Source organism: Nonomuraea sediminis (assembly GCF_018531495.1).
Taxonomy (GTDB): domain Bacteria; phylum Actinomycetota; class Actinomycetes; order Streptosporangiales; family Streptosporangiaceae; genus Nonomuraea; species Nonomuraea sediminis.
The window spans coordinates 17,437-34,455 of the sequence record NZ_JAHDTI010000024.1; the positions used below are offsets into that span (position 1 = coordinate 17,437).

At 69.4% G+C, this 17,019-nt stretch carries 16 protein-coding genes and 1 pseudogene; 12 read left to right on the plus strand and 5 right to left on the minus strand.

Annotated features, from left to right (window positions below; genetic code table 11):
• Positions 1-61: 61 nt before the first annotated feature.
• From KIK09_RS54170 to KIK09_RS54180, 3 genes are all read left to right on the plus strand, one after another.
• Positions 62-967 carry an LLM class flavin-dependent oxidoreductase gene (locus tag KIK09_RS54170; RefSeq protein ID WP_214327465.1) on the plus strand — a complete coding sequence of 302 codons (906 nt, stop codon included), beginning with the start codon at positions 62-64 and terminating at the stop codon, positions 965-967.
• A 50-nt stretch (positions 968-1,017) separates the two neighbouring features.
• Positions 1,018-2,442, plus strand: coding sequence for an FAD-binding oxidoreductase (locus KIK09_RS54175; RefSeq protein ID WP_214327466.1), 1,425 nt, complete (start codon positions 1,018-1,020; stop codon positions 2,440-2,442).
• Between the two features lie 129 nt (positions 2,443-2,571).
• The gene (locus tag KIK09_RS54180; RefSeq protein WP_250575337.1) at positions 2,572-2,742 is read left to right on the plus strand and encodes a cupin domain-containing protein; all 171 of its coding nucleotides are present in this window, start codon (positions 2,572-2,574) and stop codon (positions 2,740-2,742) included.
• A gap of 60 nt (positions 2,743-2,802) precedes the next feature.
• Here KIK09_RS54180 and KIK09_RS54185 read toward each other — a convergent pair whose 3' ends face one another.
• Entirely contained in the window at positions 2,803-2,946 is a 144-nt protein-coding gene (locus tag KIK09_RS54185; protein WP_214327565.1) for a hypothetical protein, read from the minus strand.
• A 19-nt stretch (positions 2,947-2,965) separates the two neighbouring features.
• On the opposite strand from KIK09_RS54185, the gene KIK09_RS54190 reads away from it, so the two are divergent.
• Positions 2,966-3,352, plus strand: coding sequence for an aldehyde dehydrogenase family protein (locus KIK09_RS54190; RefSeq protein WP_250575338.1), 387 nt, complete (start codon positions 2,966-2,968; stop codon positions 3,350-3,352).
• 70 nt (positions 3,353-3,422) lie between these two features.
• Here KIK09_RS54190 and KIK09_RS54195 read toward each other — a convergent pair whose 3' ends face one another.
• A complete protein-coding gene (locus KIK09_RS54195; RefSeq protein ID WP_214327469.1) occupies positions 3,423-4,316 on the minus strand; it encodes an ATP-grasp domain-containing protein in 894 nt (297 codons plus the stop codon).
• A gap of 193 nt (positions 4,317-4,509) precedes the next feature.
• On the opposite strand from KIK09_RS54195, the gene KIK09_RS54200 reads away from it, so the two are divergent.
• From KIK09_RS54200 to KIK09_RS54230, 7 genes are all read left to right on the plus strand, one after another.
• A complete protein-coding gene (locus KIK09_RS54200) occupies positions 4,510-6,162 on the plus strand; it encodes an AMP-binding protein (protein WP_214327470.1) in 1,653 nt (550 codons plus the stop codon).
• Positions 6,162-7,595 (plus strand): MFS transporter, encoded by a 1,434-nt coding sequence (locus KIK09_RS54205; RefSeq protein ID WP_214327471.1) that lies wholly within the window; start codon positions 6,162-6,164, stop codon positions 7,593-7,595. Before KIK09_RS54200 ends, KIK09_RS54205 begins: the two co-directional genes overlap by 1 nt.
• Positions 7,592-8,698, plus strand: a complete 1,107-nt coding sequence (locus KIK09_RS54210; RefSeq protein WP_214327472.1) for an NAD(P)/FAD-dependent oxidoreductase — start codon at positions 7,592-7,594, stop codon at positions 8,696-8,698. Before KIK09_RS54205 ends, KIK09_RS54210 begins: the two co-directional genes overlap by 4 nt.
• Before the next feature lie 84 nt (positions 8,699-8,782).
• A complete protein-coding gene (locus tag KIK09_RS54215; protein WP_214327473.1) occupies positions 8,783-11,722 on the plus strand; it encodes a non-ribosomal peptide synthetase in 2,940 nt (979 codons plus the stop codon).
• Between the two features lies 1 nt (position 11,723).
• Positions 11,724-12,707 (plus strand): aldo/keto reductase, encoded by a 984-nt coding sequence (locus KIK09_RS54220; protein ID WP_214327474.1) that lies wholly within the window; start codon positions 11,724-11,726, stop codon positions 12,705-12,707.
• The gene (locus tag KIK09_RS54225) at positions 12,704-13,426 is read left to right on the plus strand and encodes a sulfotransferase-like domain-containing protein (RefSeq protein ID WP_214327475.1); all 723 of its coding nucleotides are present in this window, start codon (positions 12,704-12,706) and stop codon (positions 13,424-13,426) included. Before KIK09_RS54220 ends, KIK09_RS54225 begins: the two co-directional genes overlap by 4 nt.
• Positions 13,427-13,436: 10 nt before the next feature.
• Positions 13,437-14,285, plus strand: a complete 849-nt coding sequence (locus tag KIK09_RS54230) for a family 3 encapsulin nanocompartment shell protein (RefSeq protein WP_214327476.1) — start codon at positions 13,437-13,439, stop codon at positions 14,283-14,285.
• On the opposite strand, the gene KIK09_RS60885 is transcribed toward KIK09_RS54230, so the two are convergent.
• Positions 14,228-14,680 carry a GNAT family N-acetyltransferase gene (locus KIK09_RS60885; RefSeq protein ID WP_372455831.1) on the minus strand — a complete coding sequence of 151 codons (453 nt, stop codon included), beginning with the start codon at positions 14,678-14,680 and terminating at the stop codon, positions 14,228-14,230. The two genes, KIK09_RS54230 and KIK09_RS60885, sit on opposite strands and share 58 nt — an antisense overlap.
• A gap of 427 nt (positions 14,681-15,107) precedes the next feature.
• Between KIK09_RS60885 and KIK09_RS60890 the strand changes: the two are divergent.
• Positions 15,108-15,299 (plus strand): annotated as a pseudogene (locus KIK09_RS60890) (response regulator transcription factor); the annotation flags it as partial.
• Here KIK09_RS60890 and KIK09_RS54245 read toward each other — a convergent pair.
• The gene (locus tag KIK09_RS54245; RefSeq protein ID WP_214327478.1) at positions 15,296-15,991 is read right to left on the minus strand and encodes an alpha/beta fold hydrolase; all 696 of its coding nucleotides are present in this window, start codon (positions 15,989-15,991) and stop codon (positions 15,296-15,298) included. The pseudogene KIK09_RS60890 and the gene KIK09_RS54245 sit on opposite strands and share 4 nt — an antisense overlap.
• 644 nt (positions 15,992-16,635) lie before the next feature.
• Positions 16,636-16,893: a hypothetical protein gene (locus KIK09_RS54250; RefSeq protein ID WP_214327479.1), complete on the minus strand. Its 258-nt coding sequence runs from the start codon at positions 16,891-16,893 to the stop codon at positions 16,636-16,638.
• Between the last annotated feature and the right edge of the window lie 126 nt (positions 16,894-17,019).

The following is a 17,019-nucleotide window of genomic DNA, read 5'->3' on the forward strand; positions in this document are numbered from 1 at the left end:
CGGAAATGGACTGTCCGGATCGTTGTGCCCGTAGTGAGATCCTGGTTGAGACGGAGTGCTCGTGAATATTGGAATTGGTCTGCCGATCGCCGTTCCCGGACGTCCTGCGCGGGAGGTCAAGCAGTGGGCGGAGGACAGCGAGCGCCTCGGCTTCCACTCCCTGGGATCCATCGACCGCCTGGTCTACGACATCCTGGACCCGCTGGTCTCCCTCGGCATCGCCGCGGCGGTGACCGAGCGCGTCCAGCTGTTCACCAGCGTGCTGAACGTCGGATGGCGGGGCAACCCGATCCTGTTCGCCAAGCAGCTCGCTACCATCGACCTGATCTCGGAGGGCCGGCTCACGGCGGGCCTGGGCATCGGGGGCTGGCCGGACGACTTCACCCTCAGCGGTGCTCCCGAAAAGGGCCACGGCAAAATCTTCGACGACACCCTGACCGAAATGCGCCGTGTCTGGGACGGGGAGGTCACCAGCGTCTCCGGCCCCACCCCGCTGCCCGGCAAGGGCCGTCCCAAGCTGCTCATCGGTGGCCTGATCCCCGCGGGCTATGCCCGCGCCGCCCGCTTCGGCGACGGCTGGGTGGCGCCGACGCTGAGCCTGGACCTGCTGGTGAACGGCGTGCAGGGCGTCACCGAGGCATGGGCCACGGCTGAGCGTCCCGGCGAGCCGCACATCCTCACTGGCCGCTACTTCTGCTCCGGTTCCGAGGCCGTCCAGCTCACCGACGAGTACGTGGCTCACTACTACGGCTCCAAGGAGTCGCCGTACTACGAGCCGGTCCGCGCCGACTCGCTCGACTCCGACGAGCGCCTACTTAAGGAGCTGATCGCTTTGTCGGACGCGGGCGTCGACGACCTGGTGCTCTACCCGGTCAGCAGTTCCCTGGACCAGGTCCACCTGCTGGCCGAGGCGCTGGAGCGGGTGGGGGCCCGGCGGAACCCGACCTTCGAGTTCACCACGGGCTGACCTGGACCGGCCGACGCGCCACCTGAACGACGACACGTGAGGACATGCCAGTGATCGAGCAGATCCAGCCGACGGGTGGCCCCACTCTGACCGCCGGGGCGGTGATGAGACTCGCCGACAGCGTCAAGGGCCCGGTCTTCCTCCCCGGCGACCCGGGGTACGCCGAGGAGGCGGAGGGCTTCGACCGCTCCGTCGTACACCACCCGGCCGTCATCGTCGGCGCGGCGGGCGCCGACGACGTGGTGGCCGCGGTGCGCTTCGCCCGCGACCACGGCCTGGGCGTCGCCGTACAGGCCACCGGCCACGGTGTGGGGCTACCCGCCGACGGCGCCCTGCTCATCTCCACGCGGCGCATGGACGGCTACCGGGTCGACCCCGAGCGCCGCGCCGTGCGGCTGGAGGCGGGCGTGCTGTGGCGGGAGGTCATCCAGTCCGCCGCCCGACACGGCCTGGCCCCGCTGAACGGCTCGGCGCCGTTCGTCGGCGCCGTCTCCTACACGTTGGGCGGCGGCATCGGCGTCCTGTCCCGCCGCTACGGTTACGCCGCCGACCACGTCCGCTTCATCGAGGTCGTCACCGCCGACGGCGAACTGCGCACCGCCTCGGAGGAGGAGAACACCGACCTGTTCTGGGCGCTGCGCGGCGGCAAGGGCAACTTCGGCGTGGTCACCTCACTCGAGACGGAACTGGTGGAGGTGCCGCGGATCTACGGCGGCGGTCTGTTCTTCCCGGCCGAGTCGATCCGTGGCGTGCTGCACTTCTACCGCACATGGGTCACCGAGGTGCCCGACGAGCTCAGCTCCTCCTTCTTCATGATGCCCTGGCCCGATGTGCCCGAGGTCCCCGAGGAGTTGCGCGGGCGTTTCGCCATGCACCTGCGCCTGAGCTACCTCGGCTCGCCGCAGGACGGTGCCCGGCTCGTCAAGCCGCTGCGCGAGATCGCCACGCCGCTGGTCGACACGGTCACCGACATCCCGTACACCGAGGTCGGCACCATCCACAACGATCCGCCGACGCCCGGCTCGTACCACATCAACACCTTCCAGCTCACCCACCTCGACCATGACGCCGTCGAGGCGATCCTGGCGCTGGTGGGCCCCGGATCGAACAGCACGGTCAGCATCGAGATCCGTCATCTCGGCGGCGCCCTCGCCCGGCCGCCGCGCCTACCGAACGCGGTCGCGCACACCACCGCCCAGTTCCAGCTGTACTCCGCCGGTGTCCTCGGCATCGGCAAGGACGAGGCCGTATACGCCGGGCACGACCGGGTCATCCAGAACCTCACCCCATGGAACAGCGGGATGCGCACGCTCAACTTCATGGCAGGCGTCGCCCACACCGACCCGGAGGACGTGCGCCAGGCGTTCACACCGGAGGCGTACGAGCGACTGGTCGCCGTCAAGACGGCCCACGACCCCGGCAACATGTTCCGCTTCAACCACAACATTCCGCCAGCGGCCGGAGGGAGTCGATGATGAAGGACGTCGACACGCCCACCGAGGAGCTGAAGCGGGCCCCGGCAGCCTTCACCGACCGGGTCACCGCCGACGGCCGCTTTGGAGGGCAAGTTCCCCTGGCATTACCACGATGAGAACGAGTTGTTCTTGTGCTGGGACGGCAGCTTTGAGATCCAATCGGAGGGGCAAGACCCGGTGGTGCTGAATGCGGGCGAACTGTTCGTCGTTCCCAGGGGAATGCGGCACCGTCCCGTTGCCGACAAGACCGCTCAGGTCCTGCTGATCGAGCACCCGGACACCAAGCAGTACGGGAACTGACGCAACGCGCCCCAAGACCCGGTCTTGATCCAGCTCACCCCTCAGGGAGTCGGGGGCTGGTCAGTGGGGTTTGCCCTCGGCAGCGGCTGCGAGGGTCTTGTGGACGACACCGACGGAGACCTTCACCCCGGCGGCGATGACGCGGATGGATTCCCCGCGCCGGCGGCGGTCGAGGATCGCGGCGCGCTTGTCATCGTCGACCACGGGGCGTCGGCCGCCGACCTTGCCTTGCTGCGACCCCAACGACCCGGAGACCTGGATCGGCCCGCTGGCCACCAGTCAGCAGCGCGACCACGTCGAGTCCTACATCAAGCTGGGCCTGGAGGAGGGCGCCAAGCTGGCGTACGGCGGAGGCCGGGGCGACCAGCCGACCGGATGGTACGTAGAGCCGACGGTCTTCGTCGGGATGGACGACTCCATGCGCATCGCCCGCGAGGAGATCTTCGGCCCGGTCATCGGCGTGATCCCGTTCGACGACGAGGAGGAGGCGATCCGCATCGCCAACGACAGCGAGCTCAACGCCCCGTTCGGCGGTTTCAAGGCCAGCGGCCTCGGCCGCGAGGGCCTGGAGGCGTACGTGGAACACAAGTCGATCGCCCGCCTCGGCTGACACGCGGGAAAGCCCCCGGCGGCACGTTCCGTCCGGGGGCTTTCAGCCGCCGAAGCAGGTTGACGCAGGTTTACGACTGGGAGACCTGCTTCTCCACCCAGTCGAAGACGCCGTTGAGCGTCTGCTTGTGCCGCTCGGCGCCGAAGATGTTGAGGAAGCCCGGGATCGGGTTGACCTCGAGGATCATGTAGCCGTCCGCTGTCGGCAGGACGTCGAGGCCCGCCAGCGTGATCCCCATGACCCTGCTCGCCCGCAGCGCCAGCTCCATGAGCTCGGGCGGCGCGTCGAAGGACTCGAAGCTCGCCCCCTCCAGGGTCTTGCATCGCCACGACCCGGCGGCGGGCAACTTCAGCATGTTGATGGGCGCGACCTCACCGGCGACGGTGATGCGGTATTCGCCGTACTGGGTCGGGTAGAACGGCTGGCACACGAGCCTGCCGTACCTGGCGAGCAGGTCGTCGGCCACGTCCGTCTGCGTGCGGAAATCGGTGATGCGCTCGACGTCGACGCCGCGGTAGCCGAAGGATGGTTTGACGATGATGTCGCCCCATTCCTCGCATGCTTTTTCGATATCGGCGGTGGTGTCGGCCGAGCGGACAGGCGGGGTCGGCAGGCCGGCCTCGGCCAGTTTCTGCGCGGTGAGGAATTTGCTGTATCCGCGTACCCACACGTCAGCAGGGTCGAACATGCGCAGGCCAGGGACATTACTCAGTACGGTCAACCGCTCCACGCGGTCCTGCCAGTCCTCGCCATAAAGCTTGGCCCTGGAGATGATGGCGTCGAAGGATTCGGCCGGCTGATCACCCGCCGTGACGTTCAGGCCACCCGTTGTTCCCGGGGTGAAGGCGAGCTCTTCCAGAGTGAACAGGGACATCTCGTGCCCTCGCTCCTTGCCGGTCTCCACCAGGGCGGGAGCGTCTGGATCCATCTCCCCGTAGTCCCAGCCGAGCACGCCGATCTTCACGATGACCCTTCCCCGAGCAGTCCGTGACAGGTGTGTGATCGACGAGCGTGGACCCCCGGCCGTTACATGTCAAACCGGGTTATTCAGGCAGTCACTGACTGCACATAACGGAAATGTCAAGAGATGTCTTCTTGGCCGGGTTTAGGACTAAGTTTCGGTCGTCCAATGATCTAGACCGGAAGAGCCGTGCAAAATGCCCATCTGGGAGACTTTGGCGACCCCTGACCCGCAAACCGCAGCCCGTTACCGCGCGGCTGGCTGGTGGCGGGAGTCCACGTTTCTCGATGATCTCGCCGGTGCCGCGGAGCGGCGTCCGAACCATCCGGCGATCATCAGTTATGAGGGTGGGGAACCGGCCAAGACCCTGACCTACGCCGAGCTGGCGGACACCGTTGCGCGCTTCGCGGGAGCACTGCGCGAACTCGGTGTCGGGCCCGGTGACGTGGTCGTGCTCTATCTGCCGAACCTGTGGATGCTCACCCCGCTCTACCTCGCCTGCAACCGGATCGGAGCGGTGAGCTCGCCGGTCATCCCGGTGCTCGGCGGGCGCGAACTCGCCCACGTCCTGCGGGCCAGCTCCGCCAAGGTCGCCGTGACCATCGACTCCTTCGACGGCGTCGACTACGCGGGCCGCCTGGTGGAGGCCGCACCGGAGACCCTTGAGCACCGAGTCGTGGTGGGCGACGCCGCGGCCACCGGCGCCATCGACTTCGAAGAGTTCTTCGTCCGCGCCGACCGCGACCCCGGCGACCCCGGCGACGTGGTGCCGCTCGGCCCCGACGACCCGGCGCTGCTGCTGTACACCTCGGGCACCACGGGCACGATGAAGGCCGTCGTGCACAGCCAGAACACCGTCTACGCGGCGGTCAGGGCGGTGTCCGAGCCGTACGGGCTGACCGAGGACGACGTCATCTCGATCCCCAACTACCTGACCCACATGGCGGGGATGAGCTACGCGGTCTACATGCCGCTGCACCTGGGCGGCACCTGCGTGATGCAGGACACCAACACCGACATGGAGCTGCTGCTCGACCTGATCGCCGCCCACCGGATCAGCTGGGCCTACTGCGCGCCTGGCTACCTGGTGAAACTCCTGGCCGGCCAGCGCAAGAACCCGCGGGACGCCGCCAGCCTCAACCGGATCGTGTCGGGCTCGGCGCCGATCCAGCCGCAGCTGATCAGCGACGTCCGCGAGGTGTTCGACATCCCGCTGCACGCCCTGTGGGGCATGACCGAGAACGGCGGCGTCACCGTCACCAGGCCGGACGACCCCGAGGGCTGGGCCGCGCACAGCGACGGGCGTTCCATGCCGTGGATGGAGATCAAGGTCGTCCCCGACGCCGAGGCCGAGGAAGGGGCGGGCAAGCTCCTGGTCCGCGGCGCCTCCCAGTGCCTGGGCTACCTGGGCCAGCGCGAGCTGTACGAGAACTGCCTGGACGCCGAGGGCTGGTTCGACACGGGCGACCTGGCCAGGGAGGACGGCCGCGGCGGCATCCGGATCACCGGGCGCAGGGTCGACCTCATCACCAGGGCCAGCGGCCAGAAGGTCTCCACGCTGGAGGTCGAGGCGGTCCTGCTGCGCCACCCGGCGGTCTCCGAGGTCGTCCTGGTCGGCTATCCGGACCCTGCCGTGCCCGGTGCCGACCTGGTCTGCGCCGTGGTGGTGTCCGACGGCCCGCCGGCCAGCCTGGAGGACCTACGCGAGCACCTGGCCGCCGAGAAGATGGCCAAGGTGCTGTGGCCCGACCGCCTCCAGTTCGTCTGGCAACTGCCCAAGAACTCACTGGGCAAGGTCCTGCGGCAGCCGCTGCGCGAGCGGCTCGAGATCGCTGCCTCGCCCCGATAATGACCCAGGACCTCGCGGAGGGACGGCGCTCACGCACCCTCGCCCTGTGGACCATATCGATCGCCCAGCTCATGTTCCTGCTGGACGCGACCGTCGTGAACGTGGCCCTGCCCAGCATCAAGGGGTCCCTCGGGTTCTCAGGCTCAGGCCTGGAGTGGGTGGTCACCGGCTACTCGCTCGCCTTCGGCGGACTCCTGCTGCTGGGCGGGCGCGCCGGTGACATCCTGGGCCGCAGGCGGATGTTCGTCGCCGGTCTCGCCCTGTTCACCGTCGCGTCCCTGCTCGGCGGGCTGGCGACCACGCCCTGGTGGCTGCTGGTCTGCCGTGCCGTACAGGGAGCGGGGGCCGCGGCGGCCTCGCCCGCGGCGCTGTCACTGATCGCGACCACGTTCCCTGAGGGGCCCGAGCGGGATCGCGCGGTCGGGATCTACTCGGCGGTGGCCACGGCGGGTGGCGGGGTGGGGCTGCTCGCGGGCGGCTTGATCGCCACATCCCTGTCGTGGCGCTGGGTGATGTTCGTGAACGTCCCCTTCGGGGTGTTCATCGTCATCGCCGCGATGCGGGTGCTGACCGAGACCGAGCGGGTGCGCGGCCGGTTCGACCTGGCGGGCGCCCTCACCGGCACCGCCGGGGTCACCCTGCTGGTGTACGGCCTGATCAACGCGGCCACCGACCAGACGGGCACCACCCACTGGGCCGACACCGACGTGCTGGTCACGCTGGGGGCGGCGGTGCTGCTGATCGCCGCCTTCGTGGCGATCGAGCGGCGCAACCCGCACGCGCTGGTCCCCTTAAGGATCTTCGTCGATCGGGTCAGGGCCGGCACCTACATCGTGCAGATCCTCACCAGCACCGCCATGTTCGGCATCTTCTTCTTCCTCACGCTCTTCCTGCAGCAGGTCTGGGACTACACCCCGCTGCAGACCGCGGTGGTCTACGTGCCACTGACCGCCCTGCTGGTGTACGGCGCGCGGCTCAGCTCACGGCTGGTCGCCAAGACGGGGGCGCGGAACCTGGTGATCGGCGGCCTGCTGAGCGCGGCGGCCGGCATGGCCTGGCTGTCGCAGATCGGTGACTCCAGCGGCTACCTCACCGGGATGCTCGTCCCCACGGTCCTCACCTATGCGGGGCTCGGGCTCACGGGGGTGCCGCTCACCCTCTCGGCCATGTCGCGGGTGCCGGCCGAGGACTCGGGCACCGCCTCGGGGGTCTTCAGCGCGGCCAGACAGGTCGGCGGCGCAACCGGCCTGGCGGTCCTGGGCACCGTGGCCTGGGCGGCGGCGTCCGCGATCACGGGTCCCAAACCGGCCAGCCGCTCGCTCGCCGACCACGCGCTGGCCGTGGGAGCGGGGCGCGGGTTCGCCGTCGCGGCGGGAATCGTGCTGCTCGCGCTGCTCGTCGCGGCCCTGACCTTACCGCGTGGGAGATCATGAACGAGTTCGTCGTCATCGGGGGTGGCATCGCCGGGGCGTCCGCCGGCTACTTCCTCGCCCAGCACGGCCGGGTCACCGTGCTCGAAGGCGAGCCGATCCCGGGGATCCACGCGACGGGACGCTCCGCCGCCTGGTTCTCCGAGTACTACGGAGGCCCAGAGGTACGCGCGCTGACCGCGGCCAGCCGGGACTTCTACGAGACCCCGCCCCCGGGATTCGGGGACGCCCCCCTGCTGAGCCCGCGTGGCGCGCTCGTGCTGGTGCCACCCGGGGCGGACGAGGAGTTCGACCAGGCGCTGGCCGAGGGCGCCGTCGAGGTGAGCACGGCCGAGTCGCAGGCGATGTGCCCGGTGCTGCGGCCGGGCTACCACGACCGGGCGCTGCTCAGGCCGCGGGCCTGCGACCTGGACGTGGCGGCGGCCCACCAGGGATTCCTGGCCGGGATCCGGCGGCGCGGCGGCCGGGTCGTGACCGGTGCGCACGTGCGGGCGATCGAGCGGGTTCCTGGTGGCTGGCGTGTCGAGACGGCCGCCGACGACTTCACCGCTCCCTACGTGGTGAACGCCGCCGGGGCGTGGGCCGACGAGGTCGCGGACCTGGCCGGGGTCGCCCCGATCGGTCTGCGGTCGCTGCGCCGTACGGCAGCGCTGGTTCCCGCGCCGGCCGGCCACGACGCGGCGGCGGTGGCGTCGTGGCCGATGGTCACCGACGTGGCCGGGACCTTCTACGCCAAGCCGGAGTCGGGCGGGCTGCTGCTCTCACCCGCAGACGCCACGCCGATGCCCCCAGGCGACCCCCGCCCCGACGACCTGGACGTCGCGCTCGCCATCGCCAGATTCGAGGAAGCAACCACCATCAAGGTGACACGTGTCACCCATCGCTGGGCCGGGCTGCGCAGCTCGGTCGCCCATGACGTGCCCGTAATCGGCGAGGCGCCCGACGACCCGGGTTTCTTCTGGCTCGCCGCTCTCAGCGGATACGGCATCCAGGTCGCCCCGGCGGCCGGACAGCTGCTGTCCGCGCTGGTCACCGGCGCGCCGCCGCGGGAACTCGCGGCCTGCGTTCCGGCGCTCGTCCCCGCATCACCCGTCAGGACCTCCTGATCCAGCGGGCACCGGTAAAGCCGGTGCCGAAGTCGCCCCACTAACCCCATGGGGCCAAGAGATCGGACAAGCATGTCGGAAATCATGTGGACCCTTCCGAATCTGGACAAAATCACCCGCACCCGGGTGCTCAACGGCCTGGCGGGCAACCAGGTCGACCACGGCCGCTACCGCCCCGTGACGAGGCTCTTCGAGGAGCAGGTCGATCGCACTCCCGACCGTCCGGCCCTGTCCTATCGAGCGACCACACTCAGCTACCGCGAGCTGGACGACCTGGCCAACGGTCTGGCCGCGGAGCTCGCCGAGGCCGGTGTCCTGCGCGGCGACGTCATCCCGCTGCTGCTGGTCAACAGCCTGGAACTGCCGCTGTCCATGCTGGCGCTGCTCAAGCTCGGCGCCGCTTTCGTGCCCTGCGACCCGGCCTGGCCCGCCGAGCGGACGCGGGCCGCGCTGGCCGTGATCTCCCCCCGGCTGGTCCTCGGCGACGGCCACCACCCCGTCGCGGCGGACCGCGTGACGCCCTCGCCCCACCGCGTGGCGATCGAGCCCGGACCGGACGAGGTGGCCTACGGGGTCTTCACTTCCGGCACGACCGGGACCCCCAAGTGCGCGCTCAACATCCACCGCGGTCTGACCAACCGGTTCAGGTTCATGTCGCGCTACTTCCACGCCGACGGGGAAGAGGTGGTGCTGCAGAACAGCAGGCACACCTTCGACTCGGCCATCTGGCAGCTGCTGTGGCCGCTGACCACCGGCGGACACGCCGTCGTCCCCGAACAGGGCGAGTTCCTGGACCTGGAGCGCACGGTCGCCACCATCGCCGAGCACCGGGTGACCATCACCGACTTCGTGCCCGCCACCCTCGCCATGATGGTGGCCCTGCTGGACAGCGAGCCCGAGGCCGTGGCCAAGGTCACCTCGCTGCGGCACCTGGTCGTGGGCGGTGAGGAAGTCGGCCCGCATGCCGTACACCGGCTCAGGACCCTCATCCCCGGTCTGCGGGTCTCCAACGGGTACGGCCCGTCGGAGGCCTCGATCGGCATGGTCTTCCACCCCATCGACTTCGCCGACGGCGACCACATCCCGCTCGGGCGGCCCATCGACAACTGCTACGCGATCGTGGTCGACAAGGAACTGGGCCTGCTGCCACCCGGCGAGATCGGTGAGATCGTCATCGGCGGCGCCTGCCTGGGCATCGGCTACCTGGGGGATCGCAAGCGGACCGACACGGTGTTCGTCGACAACCCGTTCGCCGAGATCCCCGGCGACAAGCTGTATCTGACGGGCGACCTGGGCTGGTACGACGAGGCGGACCTGCTGCGCTTCTCCGGCAGGGCCGACAGGCAGGTCAAGGTCGACGGGGTGCGCATCGAGCTGGGCGAGGTCGAGGCGGCCGCGGCCGGCTATCCGGGAGTCAGGCAGGCCAAGGCCGTCGCCGTACGGCAGGGCACCCGCACCCGGCTCGTCCTGGCCGCCGCGGCCAGCGCCGAGGTGACCCCGGCGGCGCTTCGCGAGCACCTGGCCACCCAGCTGCCGCGGACCAGCATGCCGCACCACTGTGTCGTACTGCCGGACCTGCCGCTCAACGACAACGGCAAGGTCGACCTCCGCGCGATCCAGACGCTGGTGGAAGAGCAGCTCGACAGCGGCACGCTGCCGACGGCGGGTGGGGCCGTCGACGAACGGATCGCCGAAGTCCTGCGGAGCGTGCTCGGCCTGGCCGACTTCGGCGTCCATGACGACTTCCTGGCCAGCGGAGGCGATTCGCTGACCGCGCTGACCGCGGTGCTCGGGCTGCGCGGGGTCGTGGACGTGCGGGTGGGTGTGCAGGACCTCTACGAGCTCAGGACCCCGGCCGCGCTCGCCGGACGGGTGCGCGACAGGGCGGAGCAGGCCGGGTCCGCGGCGCTCGACGAGCTCGACGAGGACGAGGCCGAGCTGATGGACCGCGACTCCCGGCTGCCCGCGGACATCGAGATCAACGCCGCCGCCCCCGGGCCCCTGCGCACCGTCCTGGTCACCGGCGCCACCGGATTCGTCGGCGCCCGGGTCGTCCACCAGCTGCTGTCGGCCACCGACCTGCGGGTGATCTGCCTGACCAGGGCCGCGGACCACGAGCACGCTCGGCGCCGGGTGATAGACGCGCTCGGTGGCCAGCGGTTATGGGATCCCGGGATCGGCGAGCGGCTTGAAGCGATGGCCGGTGACCTGTCCAAGCCCTGGTTCGGCCTGGACATCCAGGAGTGGGAGGCCCTGGCGGCCAGGTGCGACGCGGTGATGCACATCGGCGCCCTGGTGAACTTCCTGTTCGACTACCGCGCCCACCGCCCCGCCAACGTGCTGGGGACGCATGAGGTGCTGCGCTTCGCCTCGCACGGCACGGCCAAGCCGCTGCACCACGTCTCCACCCTGGGTGTGCTCGACCGGCACGCCGCGGCCGTCGGCCGGCCCCTCCCCGAGGACTTCGACCCGAGCGAGGCCATCCCCCCGCGCAGCGGCTACAGCCGCTCCAAGTGGGTGGCCGAGCGCATGCTCTGGGAGGCGAGGGACCAGGGCGCGGCCATCACCGTCTACCGGCTCGGCGAGGTGATGCCGGCCGCCGACAACGGCGTGCCCAACCCGCGTGCCCTCACCCACCTGCTGCTCACGGCCTTCCAGCGGCTGGGTATCCGCCCGGACGCGCCGATGCTCACCGACTACTCGCCGGTGGACGAGGTGGCCGCCCGGCTGGTGGCAGGCCTGACCGGACCGACCGGCACCTTCCACGTGTTCCGCGAGGAAAGCGTGGACCTCGCCGGCCTGCTGCCGGTGCGGGAGGTGCCCGCCGCCGAGTTCATGGCGGCCCTGGAAGGCGACCCCGAGCTCCACACGTTGCGCGCGATGCTGACGGGCACCGACCTGACGGACCTGCTGGTCGACAACCCTGCCCTGTTCGTCCGCGATTCCGCTCTCGACGAGGGACCGCTCGACGCCGCGATCGATGCCTACCTCACTTCGCTGAAGACTTCGCTGAAGGGAAATTGACATGCAATACCGGAAGATGGGCCGCCTTGGCTGGCAGGTCAGTGAGATCGGCTATGGAATGTGGGGCATCGGCGGTGGTCCCGGCGGGTTCACCGGATGGGACTACGACGTCGCGCCCCGATGCCTGGACCTGGCGGTCGAGCTGGGCTGCACCTTCTTCGACACGGCCTGGGTGTACGGCAGAGGCGTCAGCGAGCAACTGCTCGGCCGCCTGCTCAAGGACCACCCGGGCGCCGGGCTGAAGATCGCCACCAAGGTCCCGCCCAAGAACAGGGAGTGGCCGCCCCGCCCGACCGACACCCTCGACGACGTCTTCCCCGCCGACCACGTCAGGGAGTACGTCCAGCTCAGCCTGGAGAACCTCGGCGTCGACCGTATCGACCTGCTGCAGTTCCACGTCTGGGAGGACAGGTGGACCGCTGACGAGCGGTGGCAGCAGGTGGTCGCGGAGCTGAAGGACGAGGGCCTGATCGAGGCGTTCGGCCTGAGCGTCAACCGCTGGGAACCGGCCAACTGCCTGAGCGCCATCGACACCGGGCTCGTGGACGTCATCCAGGTCATCTACAACATCTTCGACCAGGCGCCCGAGGACGAGCTGTTCGAACGGGCCCTGCGCGACGACATCGCCATCATCGCCAGGGTGCCCTTCGACGAGGGCGGCCTCACCGGCAAGCTCACCGCCGACACCGTCTTCCCCGAGGGGGACTGGCGGGCCACCTACTTCGGGCCGGAGAACCTCGGCCCGACCGTGGACAGGGCGGAGCGGCTGGCCAAGGTGGTCCCCGACGGTATGACCATGCCCGAGCTGGCGCTGCGGTTCATCCTGCACCACCCGGCGGTCAGCACCGTCATCCCCGGCATGCGCAGGCCGGAGCACGTGCGGGCCAACGTGGCGGTCTCGGACGGGACGCCGCTCGACCCCCAGCTGCTCCAGGAACTGCGGGCGCACCGCTGGGACCGCGAGCCGACCTGGTGGTCGATGTGACCGTGATCGCGATGTGGGCGCATCCGCGGGCGGTCTCCACCGCCTTCCTGCGGATGATGATCGAACGCGGTGACGTCACCGTGGTCCACGAGCCACTGGTCACGCTCACCGACTGGAACGAGGTGCAGATCCCGGGGCTCGACGGCGACGCCGTCACGCTGCACAGCCCGTCAGAGGTGCTCGCGCACCTCGCCAAGCTGGGGGCGGACCGCCCGGTGTTCTTCAAGGACACCCTCGAATACCGCCACCAGTACCTGTTCGACCACCCCGAGGAGATCGCCGGGTTCCGGCACACCTTCATCGTCCGCGACCCGGCCAAGGCCATCGCCTCGCACTACCTGATCAAGCCCGAGGTCGCCTGCCACGAGATCGGCTACGAGCACCAGTCCGACCTGTTCGAGCTGGCCTGGCAGGTGACCGGAGACCGTCCCGTCGTCATCCGGGCCGAGAGCCTGCTGGCCCGGCCTGCCGAGACGGTCGCCGCCTACTGCGAGGCCGTGGGCCTGCCGTACCTGCCGGACGCGCTGGAGTGGGTGCCCGAGGACCGCACCGAATGGCACAGGACCCGGCGCTGGCACCTGGACGCGATCAGCAGCTCGGGATTCAGCGCACCGGCCAAGGAGTACACGGCCACCGTCGACAACGACGAGCGGCTGCGCTCCTACTACGACCACCACCGCCCCTACTACGACCGCCTGGTCGAGCACGCTCTTGTCTGAAGGGACCGCCATGACCGACACGGCACAGCACACCGAGCCCGAGCTCTCGCCCGGAGAGCTCTTCGCCCGCGCCTACCTCAAGGAGCGGGACAGCGCGGAGGTGCAGTTCGACTTCACCATCACCGACGCCTTCAAGCCCACCCAGGACCGGCCTCGGGTGACGGTGCGCAACCTGTTCAAGAAGCGCCTGATCGACACGGACACCGTGAGGATCTGGTGCGAGTCGCGTTCCACCCCCGACGAGGCGGCTCAGGTCCACGAGTCCGGGCTGCGCCGCGAGGCCGCCTTCAAGTTCGGTATGGCCGAGTTCGGCGTCGCTCCGATCAGGGGCTGGGTGCAGATTCCCGACGAGCTGGCCGACGACGAGGAGGGCCTGGCCCGCTTCCTCGACTACCGCCTGCTGGTACGGCTCGCGACCGCCGAGAACCAGGCGCTGACCATCGGCGAGAAGGGCGTGCTCAGCCACCCCGAGGTGGCCAAGCTGCCCTACCGGCACACCTACGTCGACGGCGTGCTCGCGGCCTGCGACGAGATCGAGCAGACGGGCGCCACGGCGCACGCCATGGTGGTCAACCCCCGCGACTACTACACCCACATGGTCGGCGCGGGCAGCCTGCTGGAAGACCTGGCCCGCAACGGCACCGTGATCAGCCGGACCCGCATGGTCGAGCCGGGTTGCGCCCTGGTCGGCGACTTCGCGGTCGCCGCCCAGCTCCTGGACGCGGGGCGCTCGGTCATCAAGGTGGCAGAGCCCCCGGCGGGCACCTTCGCCGCCCCTGGCGTGGCGGTCTGCGCGGAGATCTACGAAGGCGTCGCGGTCCACCTGCCGACCCACTTCTTCCACGTCGTACCCGCGTAGCCCACCTGACCGTCTCTCGCTCGGGTTTGGAGGCCGGGGTGGGCCGGCGGAGGACGCCGCCCGCCCCGGTCGACGAACGCGACGGCCGGCGCGTTGTCGCGCAGCACCTCCAGGTAGACGGCCTTGCCTGGGTGATGCGTGGCCGCCCAGGTGAAGGCGTGCCGCATGAGCTGACGGCCGATGCCCGACCGTTTGCGGGCGGGGAGCACGTGCAGGTTGTCCAGCAGGATCCGGCCGTCAGGCTGCAGGAGCGGTAGGCGAACCCGTGCAGGATCGCGTCCTCCACCGCGACCACGAGGTACGAGCCGGTCCCGGCCGCGGACTCGGGGGTGAGCGGGGTGGCCCACATGGTCTTGCGCTCCGCCAGGAGCGATCCGTTGAGGTAGGTCTGCCACGTCAGGCCCTTGGCCTTGGGAACCGTCGCCGCCACCGCTGTGATCTTCTCGACGGTGAGCTTCTGACCGAGGATGTCCAGCCGGCAGACCGCTGCCACCATGGCCTCACTCGGATTTCTCTGGCCCATCCGCCGCAGTCACGAACGTGACGCCTTGTCCGACGCTGCCGCGTCCCGATCGTCTTCCGCGCCATCGACAGGACGTTCGGCCTGGTCCTGCTCTGTCATGAGCACATCGCTTACACCCGCACAGCTTCCTCGCAGCGGAGGACACGGCGACCCTGCGGCATGTGAGTACTCGTGGAGGACGCCGCCGAGCCGGTCATGTCGGCGTATGTTCAGGTCGATGATTCGCGCGGGATCCGTGATCGGGTCCGGAACGGGACGCAGCGGGGCGGCTTGGTTCAGGCCTTGGTGAGCTCCGCGTCGCCACTCTGATCGCGGCCAGCCGTACCAACAGGACTGCCGCGTCCGAGCTGGGCGTTTCCGTCAACACCGTCGCCACCCACCTGCGTTCGATCTTCGCCAAGCTCGACATCCGGTCGCGCGTCGAGAGCTCGCCAACGAACTCCACAGGTACGGCGAGCCCGACGCATGACCCCACGTTGCGCGTCGGCTAGAAGCCCGGCACGGTCTTGGCGGCTGTCCGGATCGCTTCGAGCACGACGTCGGGGTGGGACAGCATCGCCACGTGGCTGCTCTCCACCTCGATGGTCGTGGCGCCCATCCGCTGCGCGGCGAAGCGCTGGAGCTCCGGGTTGACCGTGCGGTCCTGCCTCGCCAGCACGAACACGCTCGGCTTCGACCTCCAGGCGACGCCCGCGACCTTCTGGTTGAACAAGTCGGCCGCCGGGGCCGTGGCGGTGGCATACACGACCTGTTTGTCCGCGTCCGGCAGGTCGCCGGCGAAGGGCTCCACCCCCGACGGCAACAGCCAGACGCGGCCGTCGGCGACCTCGATGTGCTGGAAGACGTCGGTGACCGGGAACTTGTCCAGCTGGCCCTGCGACGTCTCCTCCTCATCGGGAGCCAGCGCCGCGATGTAGACCAGAGCGGCGACGCGGTCGTCGGTGCCCGCGGCGGTGATGAGGCTGCCGCCGTAGGAGTGCCCGACGAGGATGACGGGACCGCTGACCCGCCCCAGCGTACGGATGACACAGTCGTAGTCGCCCTGGTGGGAGTCCAGGCCGTGCTGGCTCGTGATCACCTCGTAGCCCTCGGCCCGCAGCGGCGGAATCAGCTTGCTGAAGCACGAGCCATCGGCCCAGATCCCGTGGACGAGCACGATGCTCGGTTTGGCCTGTGACGACATGATCCGCTCCTTCGACTCCTCAGGCCGGATGATTGCATCGTTCCCCAGGATCGGGCGGTCACTCCCTCACACGTTTGGATGAGGAACCGGCCGAAGTGGGGGTGGCCTCTACCTGCGCGGCATGCATGACGTGTGGGGTGCCAGAAGTCGTGTGCGGGGCGGTTGACCTGCTCATCTACCCTCGAAGCTCGTGTTCCCTCGGCTGTTGTATCCGATCTCTGTTCGTCTGATCGGCTGGCTGATGCTGCTGCCCCGGAGCGAAGCGTCCAGGGGCCTGGAAATCTTGGTGCTGCGCCATGAGATCTCCGTGCTGCGGCGCCAGACTGCCCGCCCACGTTCGGACTGGGCCGACCGAGCGGTCTTGGCCGCGCTGATCAGAGTGCTACCGTGTAGCGCTTCAAAACTCGCACATAGTACGTGACCTGCAACGACGTGGCAGTCCGAGACCAGTCGTTGAGCATCCGCTCAAACTTAGTTGAACGCTCGCTCAGAACAAAGTGATCAATATCCGAAAACTCCAGCTCAACGTAGGTGGACGAGTTTTTGGCACCAACAGGCTTGTCGCGACATGACCCGTAAGCAGGACACCGCCTACGCCAGGGTGCGCGCCACCAGAGATCGGGCATACCGGCGCGGTGACCGCGCTACCGCGCGGGAGTTGCGCAAGCAGTTGCGAGGCATGCCCCGGCGACGACGTCCTCGACGCCCAGGACCGCGCCGAGGCATCTGACGGCAACAGGCGGGTCACGAGGATGCGAGGGCGGCCATGGGACCAGCCGGCCGGCGCGCATGGCCAGGTAGAGGCCCGCGATCGGCACGTCCATGGACCGCTCGTACACGGTGGTCGGGTCGCCGTCATGCCCGAGGTACCGCTCGGCGGTGTCGAACCCGACCCGCCCCATGTCACCGTTCCCGACGGCGGCCACTGTCGCGCGAACCGTGACACGACGATGACATGGCGCGGACGTGGCGGGGACACGGCCGGTCGACAGTGGACGGGGCTGACAGGCGGACGGGTTACGGAGCGC

Excerpts from the sequence above, each read along its gene's own strand:
- KIK09_RS54200 (WP_214327470.1), top strand. The coding sequence starts at position 4,510 with ATGCCCATCTGGGAGACTTTGGCGACCCCTGACCCGCAAACCGCAGCC.
- KIK09_RS54205 (WP_214327471.1), top strand. The coding sequence starts at position 6,162 with ATGACCCAGGACCTCGCGGAGGGACGGCGCTCACGCACCCTCGCCCTG.
- KIK09_RS54210 (WP_214327472.1), top strand. The coding sequence starts at position 7,592 with ATGAACGAGTTCGTCGTCATCGGGGGTGGCATCGCCGGGGCGTCCGCC.
- KIK09_RS54215 (WP_214327473.1), top strand. The coding sequence starts at position 8,783 with ATGTGGACCCTTCCGAATCTGGACAAAATCACCCGCACCCGGGTGCTC.
- KIK09_RS54220 (WP_214327474.1), top strand. The coding sequence starts at position 11,724 with ATGCAATACCGGAAGATGGGCCGCCTTGGCTGGCAGGTCAGTGAGATC.
- KIK09_RS54230 (WP_214327476.1), top strand. The coding sequence starts at position 13,437 with ATGACCGACACGGCACAGCACACCGAGCCCGAGCTCTCGCCCGGAGAG.
- KIK09_RS54245 (WP_214327478.1), bottom strand. The coding sequence starts at position 15,991 with ATGTCGTCACAGGCCAAACCGAGCATCGTGCTCGTCCACGGGATCTGG.
- KIK09_RS54250 (WP_214327479.1), bottom strand. The coding sequence starts at position 16,893 with ATGGGGCGGGTCGGGTTCGACACCGCCGAGCGGTACCTCGGGCATGAC.